Origin of the sequence: Rhodovulum sp. 12E13, from assembly GCF_003340565.1 — a bacterium.
GTDB lineage: Bacteria > Pseudomonadota > Alphaproteobacteria > Rhodobacterales > Rhodobacteraceae > HLUCCA09.
On record NZ_QPLK01000010.1, the window covers coordinates 1 to 14,550 of the forward strand.

The window sequence follows — 14,550 nt, forward strand, 5'->3', positions numbered from 1 at the left end:
AACGCGTGCTCCGCGCCGGCGCCAGGCTCGTCCTCTCGGGCCGCCGGATGACGCTCGCGCTCTCCAGCAGCGCCGCGCCCTTCTGGGCTCTCCTCTGGCCGAGGATCGACAGGATGCACTGGGCCGGCCCCTGACCACGACCGCCTGAACATCTCCGGCTCCGACACCACCGCCGCGCCCGGCGGCCCGGTCCGACATGCACCGCGACTGCCCACGGACCCGCCTCGCACCGCGTCGAAGGGCCCACGCGCACCGTCAACAGGCGTCGCGCCGCTCGGGAGGGTCTGCACAACCCTCGACCGGTCCTCACGACCGGCCCACGACCGCCAAATCCGCCGCTCAGACGCATTCGGTGAATACTGCGGGCTCAACCGGGGTGGCCGAACTCGTCCTGTTCACCCTGTCCGTCATCTTCGACACCGCGCTGCCGCTGACGCCGGTGCAGCTTCTCTGGCTGAACCTGGTGACAAACGGCATCCAGGACATCGCGCTGTCCTTCGAGAAAGGCGAGCCCGGCGTGCTGAAAAGGCGACCGCGCGATCCCGACGAGCGCATCTTCAATCGGCTGATGATCGAGGAAGTCCTGGTTTCAGGCGTGTACATGGGGCTCGTGGCCTTCGCCGTCTTCCATTTCCTGACGGCCGAGATGAATTTCGACACTTTCGAGGCGCGCAATCACCTTCTGCTTCTGATGGTGCTGTTCGAGAACGTCCACGCCTTCAACGTCCGTTCCGAGACGCGCTCCGCCTTCCGTATTCCGCTCGGCAACAACTGGCTCCTTGTCGGCGCTGTCATCGCCTCTCAGGGCGCGCACATCCTTTCGATGTTCGTCCCCGGCTGGCGCTCCGTGCTGGAAGTCGAGCCTGTCGCCTTCACCACATGGGCGATCCTTCTGGCCATCACGCTGACCAAGTTCGCCATCGTCGAGGGCTACAAGGCATTCCGGGCTCGTAAGCTGGCCGAAGAGACGCAGCGGCAGCCTTCGTACCGTGCGAAAAAGGGCGATGGCTCAAGTCCGGTCATCGCAGATCACGCAAAAACCGCCGACTACGCCGAGCGCGCCGAACATGCCGAGTACGCGAAGACCGCCGAGCGGGCGGAGAGGATCGTCTCGGACCAAGCACCGTCCGACCGAAAGGACAAGGAGAACACATCATGAGCAGCGGGCCGGTTTTCGTGCGCGACCTTGCCGATCTCGGGCGGCGGGATGGAGCGGTCGTGGGGGGCAAGAATGCCTCGCTCGGCGAGATGATCCGCAACCTGCACGAGGTGGGCGTCCGGGTTCCTGCAGGCTTCGCGACGACGGCGGACGTCTACTGGCGCTTCATCGACGACAACGACCTGCGGCAGAAGATTTCCGACGACCTCGACAAGCTGAAGGGCGACCGCAGCAACCTGTCGAAGGTGGGCGAGGCGGTGCGCGGGCACATCCTCGGCGGCGAGACGCCCGGCCCGGTGGCCGAAGCGATCCGGCAGTCTTATCGCGATCTCGCCGCGCGGCTGGAGCGCGAGGATCTCGACGTGGCCGTGCGCAGTTCCGCCACCGCCGAGGATCTGCCCGAGGCGAGCTTCGCCGGGCAGCTCGAGACCTTCCTCAATATCCGGGGCGAGGAGGCGCTGCTTGACGCGGTGAAACGCTGCTTTGCCTCGCTCTTCACCGACCGGGCCATCGCCTACCGCGAGGAGAACGGCTTCGACCACATGGGCATCGCGCTATCGGTGGGCGTGCAGCAGATGGCGCGCTCCGACCTCGCTGGATCGGGCGTGATGTTCTCCATCGACACCGAGACCGGCTTCCCGCGCTCGGTGCTGATCACCGGGGCCTGGGGCCTCGGCGAGACGGTGGTTCAGGGGATGGTGGACCCGGACGAATACCACGTCTTCAAGCCGCTTCTGGGCGATCCCGACATGCGCCCCATCGTGTCGAAGCATCTCGGCGGCAAGGATCGGAAGATGGTCTATGGCGGGGACAGGTCGGAGACGAAGCTGGTCGACACGAAGAAGGACGAACGCGCGCGCTTCGTCCTGACCGACGACGAGATCCTGCATCTCGCCCGCTGGGGGGCCACCATTGAGGGGCATTACGGCCAGGCGATGGACATGGAATGGGCCAAGGACGGCGAGACGGGCGCGCTCTTTATCGTCCAGGCCCGCCCGGAGACGGTGCAGTCGCAGAAGGAGGCCGACACGCTGAAATCCTACCGCCTGAACGAGACGGGCGAAGTGCTGGTGGGCGGGCTGGCCATCGGCGATTCCATCTCGGCGGGCAAGGTCCTGCGCCTCGACAGCCCCGACGAGATCGAGCGTTTCGAGGACGGCGCCGTGCTGGTGACCGGCATGACCGACCCGGACTGGGTGCCGATCATGAAGAAGGCGTCGGCCATCGTCACCGACCACGGCGGACGCACCAGCCACGCGGCCATCGTCAGCCGCGAGATGGGGCTGACCGCCATCGTCGGCACGGGACATGCCACGTCGACACTCGAGGACGGGCAAGACGTCACGGTCTCCTGCGCCGAGGGCGACGAGGGGGTCGTCCATGACGGCATCCTCGACTTCGAGACACGGGAGATCGCGCTCGACGACGTGCCGGACACGCGGACGGACGTGATGGTCAACCTCGCCAATCCTGCGGCCGCCTATCGCTGGTGGCGCCTTCCGACCGACGGCGTGGGCCTGGCGCGGATGGAGTTCATCATCAACAACATGATCCGCATTCACCCCATGGCGCTGATCCGCTACGACGAGCTGGAGGACAAGGACGCCAAGAAGCGGATCGACGAGCTGACGCGCGCCTACGACGACCGGGCGGAATATTTCGTCGATACGCTCGCCCGCGGCATCGCACGCATCGCCTCGGCGCATCACCCGAACCCGGTCGTGGTGCGGATGAGCGACTTCAAGACCAACGAATACGCCGAGCTGATCGGCGGCGCCGCCTTCGAGCCGGAGGAGGAGAACCCGATGCTCGGCTGGCGCGGCGCCTCACGCTATTACGATGACGACTACTGCGAGGGTTTCGCGCTGGAATGCCGGGCCGTGCGGCGGGCGCGGGAGGAGATCGGGCTGTCGAACATCGTCCTGATGATCCCGTTCTGCCGCACGCTCGACGAGGCCGACCGCGTGTTGGAGACGCTGGCGGGCGAGGGGCTGATGCGGGGCAGGGCGGGCCTGTCGGTCTACGTGATGGCCGAGATCCCGGCCAACGTGTTCCTTGCCGAAGGCTTTGCCGCCCGCTTCGACGGGTTCTCCATCGGCTCCAACGACCTGACGCAGCTCGTCCTCGGCGTGGACCGGGACAGCGCACGCCTCCGCCGCCTCTTCGACGAGCGCGACGATGCGGTGAAGGCCGCCATCGCGGAGCTGCTGGGCAGGGCGAACCGTGCCGGCGTGCATACCGGCATCTGCGGGCAGGCGCCGAGCGACCACCCGGAATTCGCGCAGTTCCTCGTCCGGCACGGCATCGGCTCGATCTCGGTCAGCCCCGACAGCTTCCTGCAGGTGAAACGGCAGATCGCCGAGGCGGAAGCGCTGGCCGATCGGCGCAAGCATCAGGAGGCCGCGCAATGAAGATCGTGATCTTCGATGTCGAGCCCTGGGAATGCGAGACCTTCGAGCCGCTGCAGGAGAAACACGAACTCGTCTTCGAGCAGGACGCACTCGATGCAGAGGCGGCCGAGAAGCACGTCGACGCCGATATCGTTTCGGCGTTCATCTACTCGGATTTTTCGCGCGAGGTTCTCGACCGCTTCGGCAACCTGCAGTTCATCGCGACCCGCTCGACCGGCGTCGACCATATCGACATGGACTGGTGCCGCGAAAACGGTGTCGCCGTCTCGAACGTGCCGACCTACGGCGCCAACACCGTTGCCGAGCATGTCTTCGCGCTTCTGCTCGCCATCAGCCACAATGTCGTCGACGCGGCCGAGCGCACCCGGCGCGGCGACTTCATGCAGGGCGGCCTGCAGGGCTTCGACCTGATGGGCAGGACGATGGGCGTGATCGGGACAGGGGACATCGGCGTGCACACGGCCCGCATCGCGCGGGGCTTCGGAATGGAGGTGCTGGCCTTCGACGTGAAGCCGAGGGAGGATGTCGCGCGCGAGACTGGGTTCGACTATGTGGAGATGGACGAACTGCTGCGACGCTCCGACGTGATCTCGCTGCATGTTCCGGGCAACGAGAAGACGCGCAACCTCATCGATGCCGACGTCTTCGACAGGATGAAGGACGGCGCGGTGCTCATCAACACCGCCCGCGGCACGGTGGTCGAGACGGAGGCGCTGCTTCAGGCGCTGTCGAGCGGCAAGCTCCGCGCAGCCGGGCTCGACGTCCTGCCCGAGGAGCCGGTGGTGCGCGAGGAGGCCGAGCTCCTGCGCTCGTATTTCGACCGCGCGCACCATCTCGACACGCTGCTGGCCGACCATATCCTGCTCAGGATGCGCAACGTCCTGATCACGCCGCATACCGGGTTCAACACGCGCGAGGCCGTTCAAAGGATCCTGGACACCACGCGGGAGAATATCGAGGGCTTCATGGCGGGCCGGGCGCCGAACCTCGTCACACCCTGACGGATACCAGAGAGGCGGGGAATGGCCGAACACGCTTATCGGAAATCCGGCGACGAGGTGATCGAAGCTTGGGGCGCAGACCCCGCGACCGGGCTCTCCGAACGGGAGGCGCAGAGCCGCCTCGAAGAGCACGGGAAAAACGTGCTGGAAGAGGCCGAGCGACGCTCTGCCTGGCGCATCTTCGTCGATCAGTTCAAGAGCCTGATCTTCGCCATCCTCTTCGGTGCGGCGGCCCTGTCCTTCGCCTTTTCCGAGGTGGTGCAGGGCATCGCCATTCTCGTCGCCATCGCGATCAACGCGGGCGTCGGCTACTTTACCGAGTTGCGGGCCACCCGGTCGATGGAAGCCCTGCGCGAGATGGAGCGCATTACCGCCCGCGTCCGGCGCGACGGCGAGAAGCGCGACATCGACGCGGCAGAGCTGGTGCCGGGCGACATCGTGCTGCTGGAAGCGGGCGATATCGTGCCGGCCGACCTGCGCCTGATCGAAGCGGGGAACCTGCGGGTGAACGAATCCGCCCTGACCGGAGAGTCGGTGCCGCAGGGCAAGACGACCGACCCCATCGAGGGCGAGGTGGACCTCGCCGACCGCGAGAACATGGCCTACAAGGGCACCTCGATCAGCAACGGCAGCGCCGTGGGCGTCGTCGTGGCGACCGGCATGGGCACCGAGCTCGGCCATATCTCGCGACTCGCCGAGGAGGCCGAGGAGGAGGAGACGCCGCTGGAAAAGCGCCTCGACCGGCTGGCGCGGCGGCTGCTTGTCGTGATCGTCATCGTCGCCGCCGTGACCTCGGTCATCGGCATCGTCGCGGGGCGCGAGCTGTTCCTGATGGTCGAGACCGGGGTGGCGCTGGTCGTGGCCGCCGTGCCCGAGGGGCTGCCGATCGTCGCCAGCGTCGCGCTCGCCCGCGGCATGTGGCGGCTGGCGAAGCGCAACGCGCTGATCGAGCGGCTGTCGGCGGTCGAGACGCTGGGCGCGACCAACGTCATCTGCTCCGACAAGACCGGCACGCTGACCGAGAACCGCATGACGCTTGCGCGCCTCGCCCTGCCGGAGGGCGATGTGGAGGTGCCGGGGGACGAGGGCGGCGCCTTCCGCCTCGATGGCGAGGATGTCGACCCGAGGGAGCGTCCCGTCATCCGCCGTGCGCTCGAGGTGGGTGTGCTCTGCAACGCGGCCGACCTCGACGGCTCGGACGAGGACGAGCGCGGCACGGGCGACCCGATGGAGATCGCGCTGCTGGTCGGTGGCAGTCGGGCCGGAATGCTGCGGGACGAACTCGTCGGCGAATACGAGGAGGTCCGGCGCGAGGAGTTCGATCCCTCGGTCAAGATGATGGCGACCTTCCACGAGGACGAGGACGGTATCCGCGTCGCAGTCAAAGGCGCGCCGGAAGCGGTGCTGGAGGTCTGCACGCATGTCTTTCGGGGCGAGAGCCGTCGCGAGCTCGATGACGAGGGGCGCGACGCCTGGCTGGAGCGCAACGAGGCCACGGCCGCCGAGGGGCTGCGCGCCCTCGCCCTGGCCGAGAAGACCGCACACAGCGCGGACGAGGATCCTTACGAGGGCCTGACCCTGATCGGCCTCGTCGGTCTGCTCGACCCGCCGCGGGCGGAGGTGCGCGAGGCCGTGCAGGACTGCCGCAAGGCCGGCATCCATGCGGTGATGGTCACCGGCGACCAGCCGAGCACGGCCCGCGCCATCGCCGAAGCCGTCGGGCTGGTGGACGACGCCGACGAGGCCGCGGTGATGACCGGCAGCGACATGAAGTCGGCGGTGCAGCTGTCGAAGAAGGACAGACGCCGCATCCTCAGGACGCCGATCTTCGCCCGCTTCGACCCCGAGCAGAAGCTCGACCTGATCCAGGTCTACCAGGACGACGGCCAGGTCGTCGCCATGACCGGCGACGGCGTCAACGACGCGCCCGCGCTGAAGAAGGCCAATATCGGCGTCGCCATGGGCCGGCGCGGCACCGAGGTCGCGCGCGAGGCGGCCGACATGGTGCTGCGGGACGACAGCTTCGCCAGCATCGTCGAGGCGATCCGGCAGGGCCGCACGATCTTCGGCAACATCCGCAAGTTCGTGATCTACATGCTTTCGGGCAACACGGGCGAGATCTTCGCCGTCTCGCTGGTGGCGCTGCTGAACGCGCCGCTGCCGCTCCTGCCTCTGCAGATCCTCTACATCAATATCGTCTCCGACGTGTTCCCGGCGCTCGCGCTTGGCATGGGCGGGACCAAGGCCGACGTGATGAAGCGCCCGCCGCGCGACCCGAAGGAGCCGATCCTGACCCGCTTTCACTGGGGCGTGATCGGCGGCTACGGCGCGGTGATCGGGCTGTCGGTGCTGACGGTCTTCTGGATGGCCTTCCAGCTCGATCTGGGCGCGGATGAGGCGGTGACGATCTCGTTTCTCACCTTCGCCTTCGCCCGGCTCTGGCACGTCTTCAACATGCGCGATCCCGACGCGCCGTTTTTCCGCAACGAGGTGACGACGAACGGGTATGTCTGGATCGCGCTGGCCATCGGCGTCGCGCTGACGCTCGCCGCGGCTTACCTGCCGGGCCTGAGCCCCGTGCTCGGCACCGTGGCGCCCAGCGGCGAAGGCTGGCTCCTGATCGCGGTCGGCAGCCTCGTTCCGCTCATCATCGGCCAGATCGTCAAGCTGCCTTTCGTCCGCCGGCTCCTGCCCGGAGGCAAGCAGACCTGAGTGCGTCGCCGCCCCTCCCCGTGGCGAAGAACTCCGGGAGTGAGGCGGCGGCCGGGGCGGGCGGGCGCCCCCCGACTGCCGCACGGGTCAGCTTGCCGCCGTTTCGAAACGGGTCTGCTGCTCTACCCGGATCCGCTCGCGCTCGGAGCGGTCGGGCTTGATCTCGGGGATAAGGCGGAAGGTGAAGGACTGCCCCGGGCTCATCTCACGGCCCTGCCCACGGTAGGAGATCGTCACCGGATGCGCGGTCATCGGTCGGCTGGTCACGGTCAGTTCGTCCTGCGTGATCTCGAAATCGAGGATCTGGCGGCGGAACCGGACCGTCGAGCGCAGCTGCTTCACCTCCTCGGGCAGGCGCGGGTTGAACATCAGCGTCCCCGCCCTGAGCTCGATGCCCGTATAGCAGCGCTGCATCAGGTCCACCGTCCCGGCCATGGCGCCGAGATGGATGCCCTCCTTCGTCGTGCCGCCCTGGATGTCGGCGATGTCGGCATCCAGCGCCTTGAGCGCCAGTTGCCAGGACCGCTGCCGGTCGGCGCGGGCGAGCACCCAGGCATGCGCCACCCAGCTCAGGGTCGAGCCGTGCGAGGTGCGGCGCATGTAGTACTGGATGTTGCGCAGGATCATCTCGGGGTCGAAGGCATAGCCCAGCCGGTCGAGGATGTGCCCGATCTCGTCGCTGCTGAAGAGGTAGAAGATCATCAGCGTGTCGGCCTGCTTGGACACCTTGTAGTCGTTGGGATCCTTTCCCTCCGCCTCGAGGATTCGGTCGAGGCGCTGTAGGTTGCCGTATTTCTCGCGATACCCGTCCCAGTCGAGTTCCCGCAGCTTCTCGTATCCCTCGAACTGGCTGATGAGTCCGTCCTCGTGGAAAGGGATGAAGAGCCTGCAGCTCACGTCCTCCCAGTGCGCCATTTCCTCGGGGCCGAGCCCGATGCGCTCGCACAGGCGCCGCCGCTCATCCGCCGGGATCAGCTCCAGCACGTCGTCGGCGCGCGAAAGCACCCAGGAGGTCATGAAGTTCATGTAGGCGTTGTTGTCGAGCCCGCCGTCGGTGCTGGGATCGGCGCCGGGATAGGCGGTGTGGAACTCGTCGGGCCCCATCACCCCGCAGATGCCGTAGCGGCCATCAGGGCGCTCTTCGGCGAGGCTCGAGAGATACCGCGCGATCTCGCAGAACAGCTCCGCGCCATAGTCGCGCAGGAAGTCGCGGTCGTCGGTGGCCTGTACGTATTCCCAGACATTGTAGGCGATGGCGGCCCCGATATGTCGCTGGCGCCAGGAATTGTCGGGAATCCACCGCCCCGACCGGGGGTTGAGATGGATGCGCTGGCTCTCTTCCCGGCCATTCGACCCGCTCTGCCAGGGAAACATCGCGCCCTTCAGACCAGCCTCGCGCGCCGCGCGCCGGGCCTCGTCGAGACGATGGTAGCGGTAGCGCAGGAGCGCGCGGGTCAGCACCGGCATGCGAAGCGTCAGATAGGGGAAGATGAACAACTCGTCCCACATGATGTGGCCGCGGTAGGCCTCGCCGTGCCAACCGCGCGGAGGGACACCGACATCCATGTCGACCGAGTGGATCGACGCGGTCTGCAGCAGGTGCAGGATGTGCAGGCGCAGCTTGAGTTGCGCGTCGCTGTCGGCGTCGTCGAGGCGAATGTCGAACTGGTCCCACAGGTGGTGCCAGCCCAGCGAGTGCTCCTCTTCGAGGGCGCGGAAATCGAGGGCGTGGCGCACATGGTTCGCCGCCTCGTGAAGCGGTTCGGTGATACCGGCGTCCCGGCTGTCGAAATGGGCCGCGATCTTTTCGACGGCGACCGGGCGCCCCTCCTTCGCCTCGAGATCGAACTGCTCCTCGACGATATCGGGCAGGATCTCGCAACGTGCGGCCGGTATATGCCCGCCGTCGATCACGACCGAGGTCCGGGCCGCCAGCGCCACCTCTCGCCGGGCCTGCACGAACCGGGACCGCAAGACGAGAACGCCGCCCTCCTCCTGTCCGGTATGCACCGTCTCGAGATGTCGGCTCGCCAGATCGCGGTAGCGTGCCACGCCCCAGTTGATGACGCTTCCGTCCAGACCGGCCCGGAGCTGCATCTCGCCCGACCAGTTCTCGGGCGTCAGCGTCACCGACAGAGCGGCGAGGTGGGGATCGTGCATGGACACGAAGCGCCGTTCGTCCCACCGGGTCACCCGTCCGGCCTGATCCCGAAAGCGCAGGAAGCGCGTCAGCACGTTTCCCCTTAGGTCGATCTCCTGCCGATAGTCGAGATACTCGACATCGTCGGGGCCGAGCCAGTCGCCATCCTCCGCCCGCATGGTCAGCGGCAGCCAGTTGGGAATGTTGACGAGGTCTTCGTTCTCGATCCGGTGCCCCGCGATCTCGGAAGTCAGCCGATCGTAACCGCCGGCAAGGTAAGTGCCGGGATAATGCACCTCGTCGGCATGGGCATTCGGAGCCGCTGCGCGCGAGACGATGTAGCCGTTGCCGAGCGCGCACAGCGTCTCGCGCAGGCCCTCGGATGCGGGATCGTAGCCGGAATACTTCAGATGCCAGGCGTTCATCGTTCCCCCGTGTCCGGTCCGGCCAGCCAGTCGACGAAGCGGCGCACGTCCTGCGGATCGGCCAGCGCGTAATCCGCGAGTGTGGCACGACTGTCGCCTCGCACGGCGATGCAGAGGCCGGACTCGCCCAGGGCGCTGAAGGCGTCTTCGTCGGTCAGGTCGTCGCCGAGATAGATCGGCAGGGCGTCGCCGCCGCCGAGCCGCGTGTGCGCGAGCAGCCATTCGACGGCCCGGCCCTTGTCCCAGTCGGCGCGGGGCTGGATCTCGAAGACCTTCTTGCCCCGGCCCTTGCGCAGCTTCTCGTGGCGTGCGACCACCCTGTCCACCGCGTCCTCGATCGCAGCGACCGCCGCCTCGGCAGCGCGGCGATAGTGCACCGCCACCGAAAAGGTCTTGCGCTCCACGTCGGCCCCCTGGATGCCCGACAGCGCCTCTCGCAGGTCGGCGTCGGCGTCGTCGATGGGGCGCAGAAAGCCCTCGGCCTCGTCGGGGCGTGCCTCGAGAACGTCGGGCCCGGCGATGTCGAACCCGTGGCTGCCGGCATAGATGACTCCGTCGAGGCCGACACGCTCGCGCACGTCGCCGAGGTCGCGGCCGCTGATGACGGCGACCGGGCAGCGCCCGGCCAGGCGCGCGACGGCGGTGCGGGTTTCCTCGGAGATCGTCGCGTCGCGGTGATCGGCGACGATGGGCGACAGCGTGCCGTCGAAGTCGAGGAAAACGGAGAGCGGCCGCGACCCGAGGCGGTCGCGGATGTCGTCCATCCGGTCCCAGACAAGCGGCAGCCGGTCCAGGAACCTGATCCCGCCCTCGGGCAGACATAATTGCCGCAGATTGCGTGTGACGAGGTCGGCACCGTTCGACCGCAGGGCATGGCGATGGCGGCCGGAATCGGCCTGCCGGTCCACGCCGATCACGAGGCCGAAGCGCCCGGCCGCGCCAGCCTGCACACCGGCGACGGCATCCTCGACCACCGCGGCCTCGGACGGCGCGCAGCCGAGGCGCTGCGCCGTCTCCACCAGTTGGTCCGGTGCGGGCTTGGGCGACAGGTCGCGCTCGTGTGCATCCGCACCGCCGACCGTGGCGCCGAAGAGCTCGGCGATCCCGGCGCTTTCCAGCACCCGTGGCGCGTTGCGGCTGGCCGAGAAGACGCCGACGCCGATGCCGCCCTTCTTCAGTTCGTCGATCAACTCGACGGCATCGTCGAAGACCGTCACGCGGTTTCCTTCCAGCCACTCGCGGAAATACCGGTTCTTCCGATTGCCGATGCCACGTATTGTTCCCAGGCCGTCGTCGTCATCCGCGCCCTCGGGCAGCTCGATCCCGCGCGAGCGGAGGAATTGGCGCACGCCGTCGTGGCGGGGAATGCCGTCGACATGGGCGAGGTAGTCGTCCCGCGTGAACGCTGCATCTTCCCCGCGCGCCTCGAGAACCTTGTCGAAGACCCGCTTCCATGCTGCGAAATGCGCACCCGCGGTGTCGGTCACGACACCGTCCATGTCGAAGACGACCGCCGCGATGTCCGCGCCGTTCTGGCCGGCAGACCCGTTCATTCCTGACTCCCCGTCCAATTCGCCAGACGCCCTCTCGCCTTGCCGGAGCGGACGCGCGCGCCGGTCCACCCGGTAAAACCCCGGGCGCGAAAATCGGTTCCCTTGCCGTGAACCCGAACCTCGGGTTGCGACGTTGGGCCCGGACACGCGAGGCCGCCATCGAGGCCCGGCCCCGGGCGGACACCGCGAGAGGAGGGGCGAATGCCGCGACTTGTTCTTCTGCGCCATGGCGAGAGCCTGTGGAACCGCGACAACCGGTTTACCGGCTGGACCGATGTCGACCTCAGCGAGGACGGCATACAGGAGGCACGCCGGGCCGCGATGCTGATCGCCCGCGACGGCATCGCGTTCGACCTATGCCTCACCTCGGTGCAGAAACGCGCGATCCGCACGCTCTGGATCGTCCTCGACGAGCTCGACCTCATGTACATGCATGTCGAGCGGCACTGGCGCCTGAACGAGCGCCATTACGGCGCCCTGCAGGGCCATAACAAGGACGAGAAGCGCCGCGAGGTCGGCGAGGCGCAGGTGCACGAATGGCGCCGCAGCTTTGCGACCAGACCACCCGCCCTCGACGAGACGGACGAGCGCTTTCCTGGTCACGAGCGCAAGTATGACGGCCTGCCCGACGCCGAAGTGCCGCGCACCGAGAGCCTGGAGGACTGCATCGCGCGCATGCTGCCCTACTGGCGGATGCGCATCGAACCTGCGCTCATGGCAGGCCGCACACCCCTCGTCGTCGCGCACGGCAACAGCATGCGCGGGATCGTGAAGCATCTCGACGGTATCCCCGACGACGAGATCCCGGGCCTCGAGATCCCGACGGGCGTGCCGCTGGTCTACGAGTTCGACTAGGCGCTGCGGCCGAGCGGCAGCCGCTACCTCGACGAGTCCGGCCAGCTCCACCGTCGATGAGAGGCGCGAGGTTTCCATGACGAACGCCGTTCAGTCGACGTCGTCCCTGATCCTGCTGATCGGCCTGCTGATCGCCGCAGCGGTCGCGGTGCGCGCGTTTCTCGACCGCACCTACGTGCCCGCGCTCGTCGGCTTCATCGGTCTGGGCATCCTGCTTCGGCTGGCAGACGACAGGTTCGACCTCCTCTCCGAGGATGGCCACGCCGCGTTCGACATTCTGGCGGAGCTGGGCATCGTCGCGCTCCTGTTCCGGGTCGGGCTGGAAAGCGACATCGCCGGGCTGCGACGGCAACTCGGCAGCGCCAGCCTCGTGTGGCTGGGCAACATCCTGTTGAGCGCCGTGCCCGGCTATTTCGTCATGTCGTGGCTCCTGGGCTACGACCAGATCCCCAGCCTGATCGCGGCCGTGGCATTGACGGCGACGAGCATCGGGGTTTCGGTCGGCATGTGGCAGCAGCACGATGCGCTGGGAACGCCGAAGGGCCAGCTGCTGACGGACGTGGCCGAGCTGGACGACCTGTCGGGCCTCGCGCTGATGGTCATGCTCTTCGCCATCGTGCCGATCCTGCACGAGACCGTGGCCGGCGCCGAAGGCAACCGCCCCGGTGCCAACGGGCACGGGTCCGGCGGTGGCATCTGGTCGCAACTGCTGTCCACGGGCGGCATCCTTCTTGCCAAGTTTCTCGGCTTCGGCGCGCTGTGCGTGGCCTTTGCGCGCCATCTCGAAAAGCCGATGACCCGCGCCTTCGAGGGCTACGCGACGCGATCCGAGACGATCGTTTTCGTCGCGGGCATCGGGATCGCGATCGCGGGCGTGTCGGCCTGGCTCGGATTCTCGGCCGCGGTCGGCGCGCTCTTCGCCGGGCTGGCCTTCAGTCGTGATCCCGACGCCGTGAAATTCGATACCGGCTTCACCGGCCTGTACCATCTTTTCACGCCGTTCTTCTTCATCGGCATCGGCCTGTCCCTCGAGCCCGCGGCCTTCGCCTCTGCCCTCGGGGCGGGCGCAGCGCTTGCGGCGGTGGCCGTCGCGGGCAAGGTCGTCGGGGCCGGCCTTCCGGCGCTTGTCGCCACCGGCGCGACGGGGGCCGCGCTGATCGGGGTCAGCATGGTGCCCCGGGCGGAAATCACGATGATCATCATGGAACGCGGGCAGCGGCTCGGCGACTGGGCGGTGCCGGACGACCTTTATGCGGCCTTCGTGCTTGTGTCGGCTATCACCTGTCTGGTCGCGCCCGTGAGCCTCGAAGTCATGTTCCGGCGGTGGCCCGCCCAGATCGGCCGGGCGCGGAAGTCAGAGAAGAAAGCCGAATGATCCGCACGGGCTGACGGCTTCGGGCGATGTGCGGCATGCATGGCCCGCGGTGACGCTCACGGGGGCCGGCCTGCGCTGCCGGTGATTTGCGCGCCCAGATGGCCCACACCGAACGCCACGGTCGCCGCGCCAGCGCCTATGAGCAGCATTTCTAGACCGGCGCGAAGAAACGTGCGGTCAGTGAAGAAGGCGCGCGACGCGCCGACGAAAAACAGCATGGCCCCGGCCAGTCCTGCGGAGAGCGCGAAGCGCGGAATCTGGAAGGACGGAAGGAGATAGGCCAGAAGCGGAACGAAGCCCGCTGCGATGAAGCCGCAGAAGGTCGCCGCGCCGTGGCGTGACGCTTCGCGTAACGACGGGCGATTCTCGGATCTCGATCTTTCGGCCAGGACGTTGCTTGCCGCCATCGAGATCCCGTCCGCGAAAAGGCTGGCAAAGCCCAGGATCAGAATGGCGCTGCTCGTGAGGGAGGCGCCGACGATGCCCGAAACGATGGCAAAGGTCGTGACGATCCCATCGTTGGCGCCGTAGACCAGCTCCGGAAGGTAGCGACGTATCAGGGTCTTGGCGAGGGTTTCCGAACGGTCGCGTCTCATGCCTGATCCGGCTCCCCGTCCGCTGGACGGGAGCGGGACAGGGGCCCGAGCCCCGACGTGGCGATCCAGGCGTCGAGCGCGGCTGTTGCGAGCACCACCTCGTTGATGTCGGGGTGATCCTGCCACCCCGGAGCCTGCCGCCGCCTCGAAGCGGACCGAGTGGCAGGACTGCGCCCGCTCGTCTCGGTGCGAGCGCGGAGCGGGTCACCCTCGGGCCGGTCGCCGAGCCGACCGGCACCGGAACCGCCTCCAGTGCGTGCGGCGAAGTCGTCCATCGGGCGCATCGCCGCCGTGGTGTCAGTCTTCATCGAGACCCCTTCTGC

Annotated in this window: 10 protein-coding genes; 6 read left to right on the top strand and 4 right to left on the bottom strand. The window is 67.6% G+C overall.

The window, feature by feature from the left end; genetic code table 11:
- The first annotated feature begins 376 nt into the window (after positions 1-376).
- The 4 genes from DLJ49_RS10455 to DLJ49_RS10470 are packed head-to-tail and all read left to right on the top strand — an operon-like array spanning position 377 to position 7,283.
- Positions 377-1,159, top strand: a complete 783-nt coding sequence (locus DLJ49_RS10455) for a cation transporting ATPase C-terminal domain-containing protein (protein ID WP_158547445.1) — start codon at positions 377-379, stop codon at positions 1,157-1,159.
- On the top strand, positions 1,156-3,570 hold the full coding sequence (gene ppsA / locus DLJ49_RS10460; protein WP_115393501.1) for a phosphoenolpyruvate synthase: 2,415 nt from the start codon (positions 1,156-1,158) through the stop codon (positions 3,568-3,570). Before DLJ49_RS10455 ends, ppsA begins: the two co-directional genes overlap by 4 nt.
- Positions 3,567-4,571, top strand: coding sequence for a hydroxyacid dehydrogenase (locus tag DLJ49_RS10465; RefSeq protein ID WP_115393502.1), 1,005 nt, complete (start codon positions 3,567-3,569; stop codon positions 4,569-4,571). Before ppsA ends, DLJ49_RS10465 begins: the two co-directional genes overlap by 4 nt.
- A 21-nt stretch (positions 4,572-4,592) precedes the next feature.
- Positions 4,593-7,283 (top strand): cation-translocating P-type ATPase, encoded by a 2,691-nt coding sequence (locus DLJ49_RS10470; protein WP_115393503.1) that lies wholly within the window; start codon positions 4,593-4,595, stop codon positions 7,281-7,283.
- An 87-nt stretch (positions 7,284-7,370) separates the two neighbouring features.
- Here the strand turns inward: DLJ49_RS10470 and DLJ49_RS22075 are convergent, their stop codons facing one another.
- Positions 7,371-9,848 (bottom strand): glycoside hydrolase family 65 protein, encoded by a 2,478-nt coding sequence (locus DLJ49_RS22075; protein ID WP_199533346.1) that lies wholly within the window; start codon positions 9,846-9,848, stop codon positions 7,371-7,373.
- A complete protein-coding gene (gene otsB / locus DLJ49_RS22080) occupies positions 9,845-11,401 on the bottom strand; it encodes a trehalose-phosphatase (RefSeq protein WP_199533347.1) in 1,557 nt (518 codons plus the stop codon). The genes DLJ49_RS22075 and otsB overlap by 4 nt, the downstream gene beginning before the upstream one ends.
- A gap of 201 nt (positions 11,402-11,602) precedes the next feature.
- Between otsB and gpmA the strand changes: the two genes are divergently transcribed.
- Both gpmA and DLJ49_RS10485 read left to right on the top strand, forming a co-directional pair.
- Complete coding sequence (gpmA, locus tag DLJ49_RS10480) at positions 11,603-12,256, top strand: 2,3-diphosphoglycerate-dependent phosphoglycerate mutase (protein WP_115393504.1); 654 nt, start codon at positions 11,603-11,605, stop codon at positions 12,254-12,256.
- A gap of 76 nt (positions 12,257-12,332) precedes the next feature.
- Positions 12,333-13,631, top strand: a complete 1,299-nt coding sequence (locus DLJ49_RS10485; protein WP_115393505.1) for a cation:proton antiporter — start codon at positions 12,333-12,335, stop codon at positions 13,629-13,631.
- A 56-nt stretch (positions 13,632-13,687) separates the two neighbouring features.
- Here the strand turns inward: DLJ49_RS10485 and DLJ49_RS10490 are convergent, their stop codons facing one another.
- Both DLJ49_RS10490 and DLJ49_RS10495 read right to left on the bottom strand, forming a co-directional pair.
- Entirely contained in the window at positions 13,688-14,227 is a 540-nt protein-coding gene (locus tag DLJ49_RS10490) for a VIT1/CCC1 transporter family protein (protein WP_115393506.1), read from the bottom strand.
- Positions 14,224-14,535, bottom strand: coding sequence for a hypothetical protein (locus tag DLJ49_RS10495; RefSeq protein ID WP_115393507.1), 312 nt, complete (start codon positions 14,533-14,535; stop codon positions 14,224-14,226). Before DLJ49_RS10495 ends, DLJ49_RS10490 begins: the two co-directional genes overlap by 4 nt.
- Positions 14,536-14,550: the final 15 nt, after the last annotated feature.

Excerpts from the sequence above, each read along its gene's own strand:
- ppsA (WP_115393501.1), top strand. The coding sequence starts at position 1,156 with ATGAGCAGCGGGCCGGTTTTCGTGCGCGACCTTGCCGATCTCGGGCGG.
- DLJ49_RS10465 (WP_115393502.1), top strand. The coding sequence starts at position 3,567 with ATGAAGATCGTGATCTTCGATGTCGAGCCCTGGGAATGCGAGACCTTC.
- DLJ49_RS10470 (WP_115393503.1), top strand. The coding sequence starts at position 4,593 with ATGGCCGAACACGCTTATCGGAAATCCGGCGACGAGGTGATCGAAGCT.
- DLJ49_RS22075 (WP_199533346.1), bottom strand. The coding sequence starts at position 9,848 with ATGAACGCCTGGCATCTGAAGTATTCCGGCTACGATCCCGCATCCGAG.
- otsB (WP_199533347.1), bottom strand. The coding sequence starts at position 11,401 with ATGAACGGGTCTGCCGGCCAGAACGGCGCGGACATCGCGGCGGTCGTC.
- gpmA (WP_115393504.1), top strand. The coding sequence starts at position 11,603 with ATGCCGCGACTTGTTCTTCTGCGCCATGGCGAGAGCCTGTGGAACCGC.
- DLJ49_RS10485 (WP_115393505.1), top strand. The coding sequence starts at position 12,333 with ATGACGAACGCCGTTCAGTCGACGTCGTCCCTGATCCTGCTGATCGGC.
- DLJ49_RS10490 (WP_115393506.1), bottom strand. The coding sequence starts at position 14,227 with ATGAGACGCGACCGTTCGGAAACCCTCGCCAAGACCCTGATACGTCGC.
- DLJ49_RS10495 (WP_115393507.1), bottom strand. The coding sequence starts at position 14,535 with ATGAAGACTGACACCACGGCGGCGATGCGCCCGATGGACGACTTCGCC.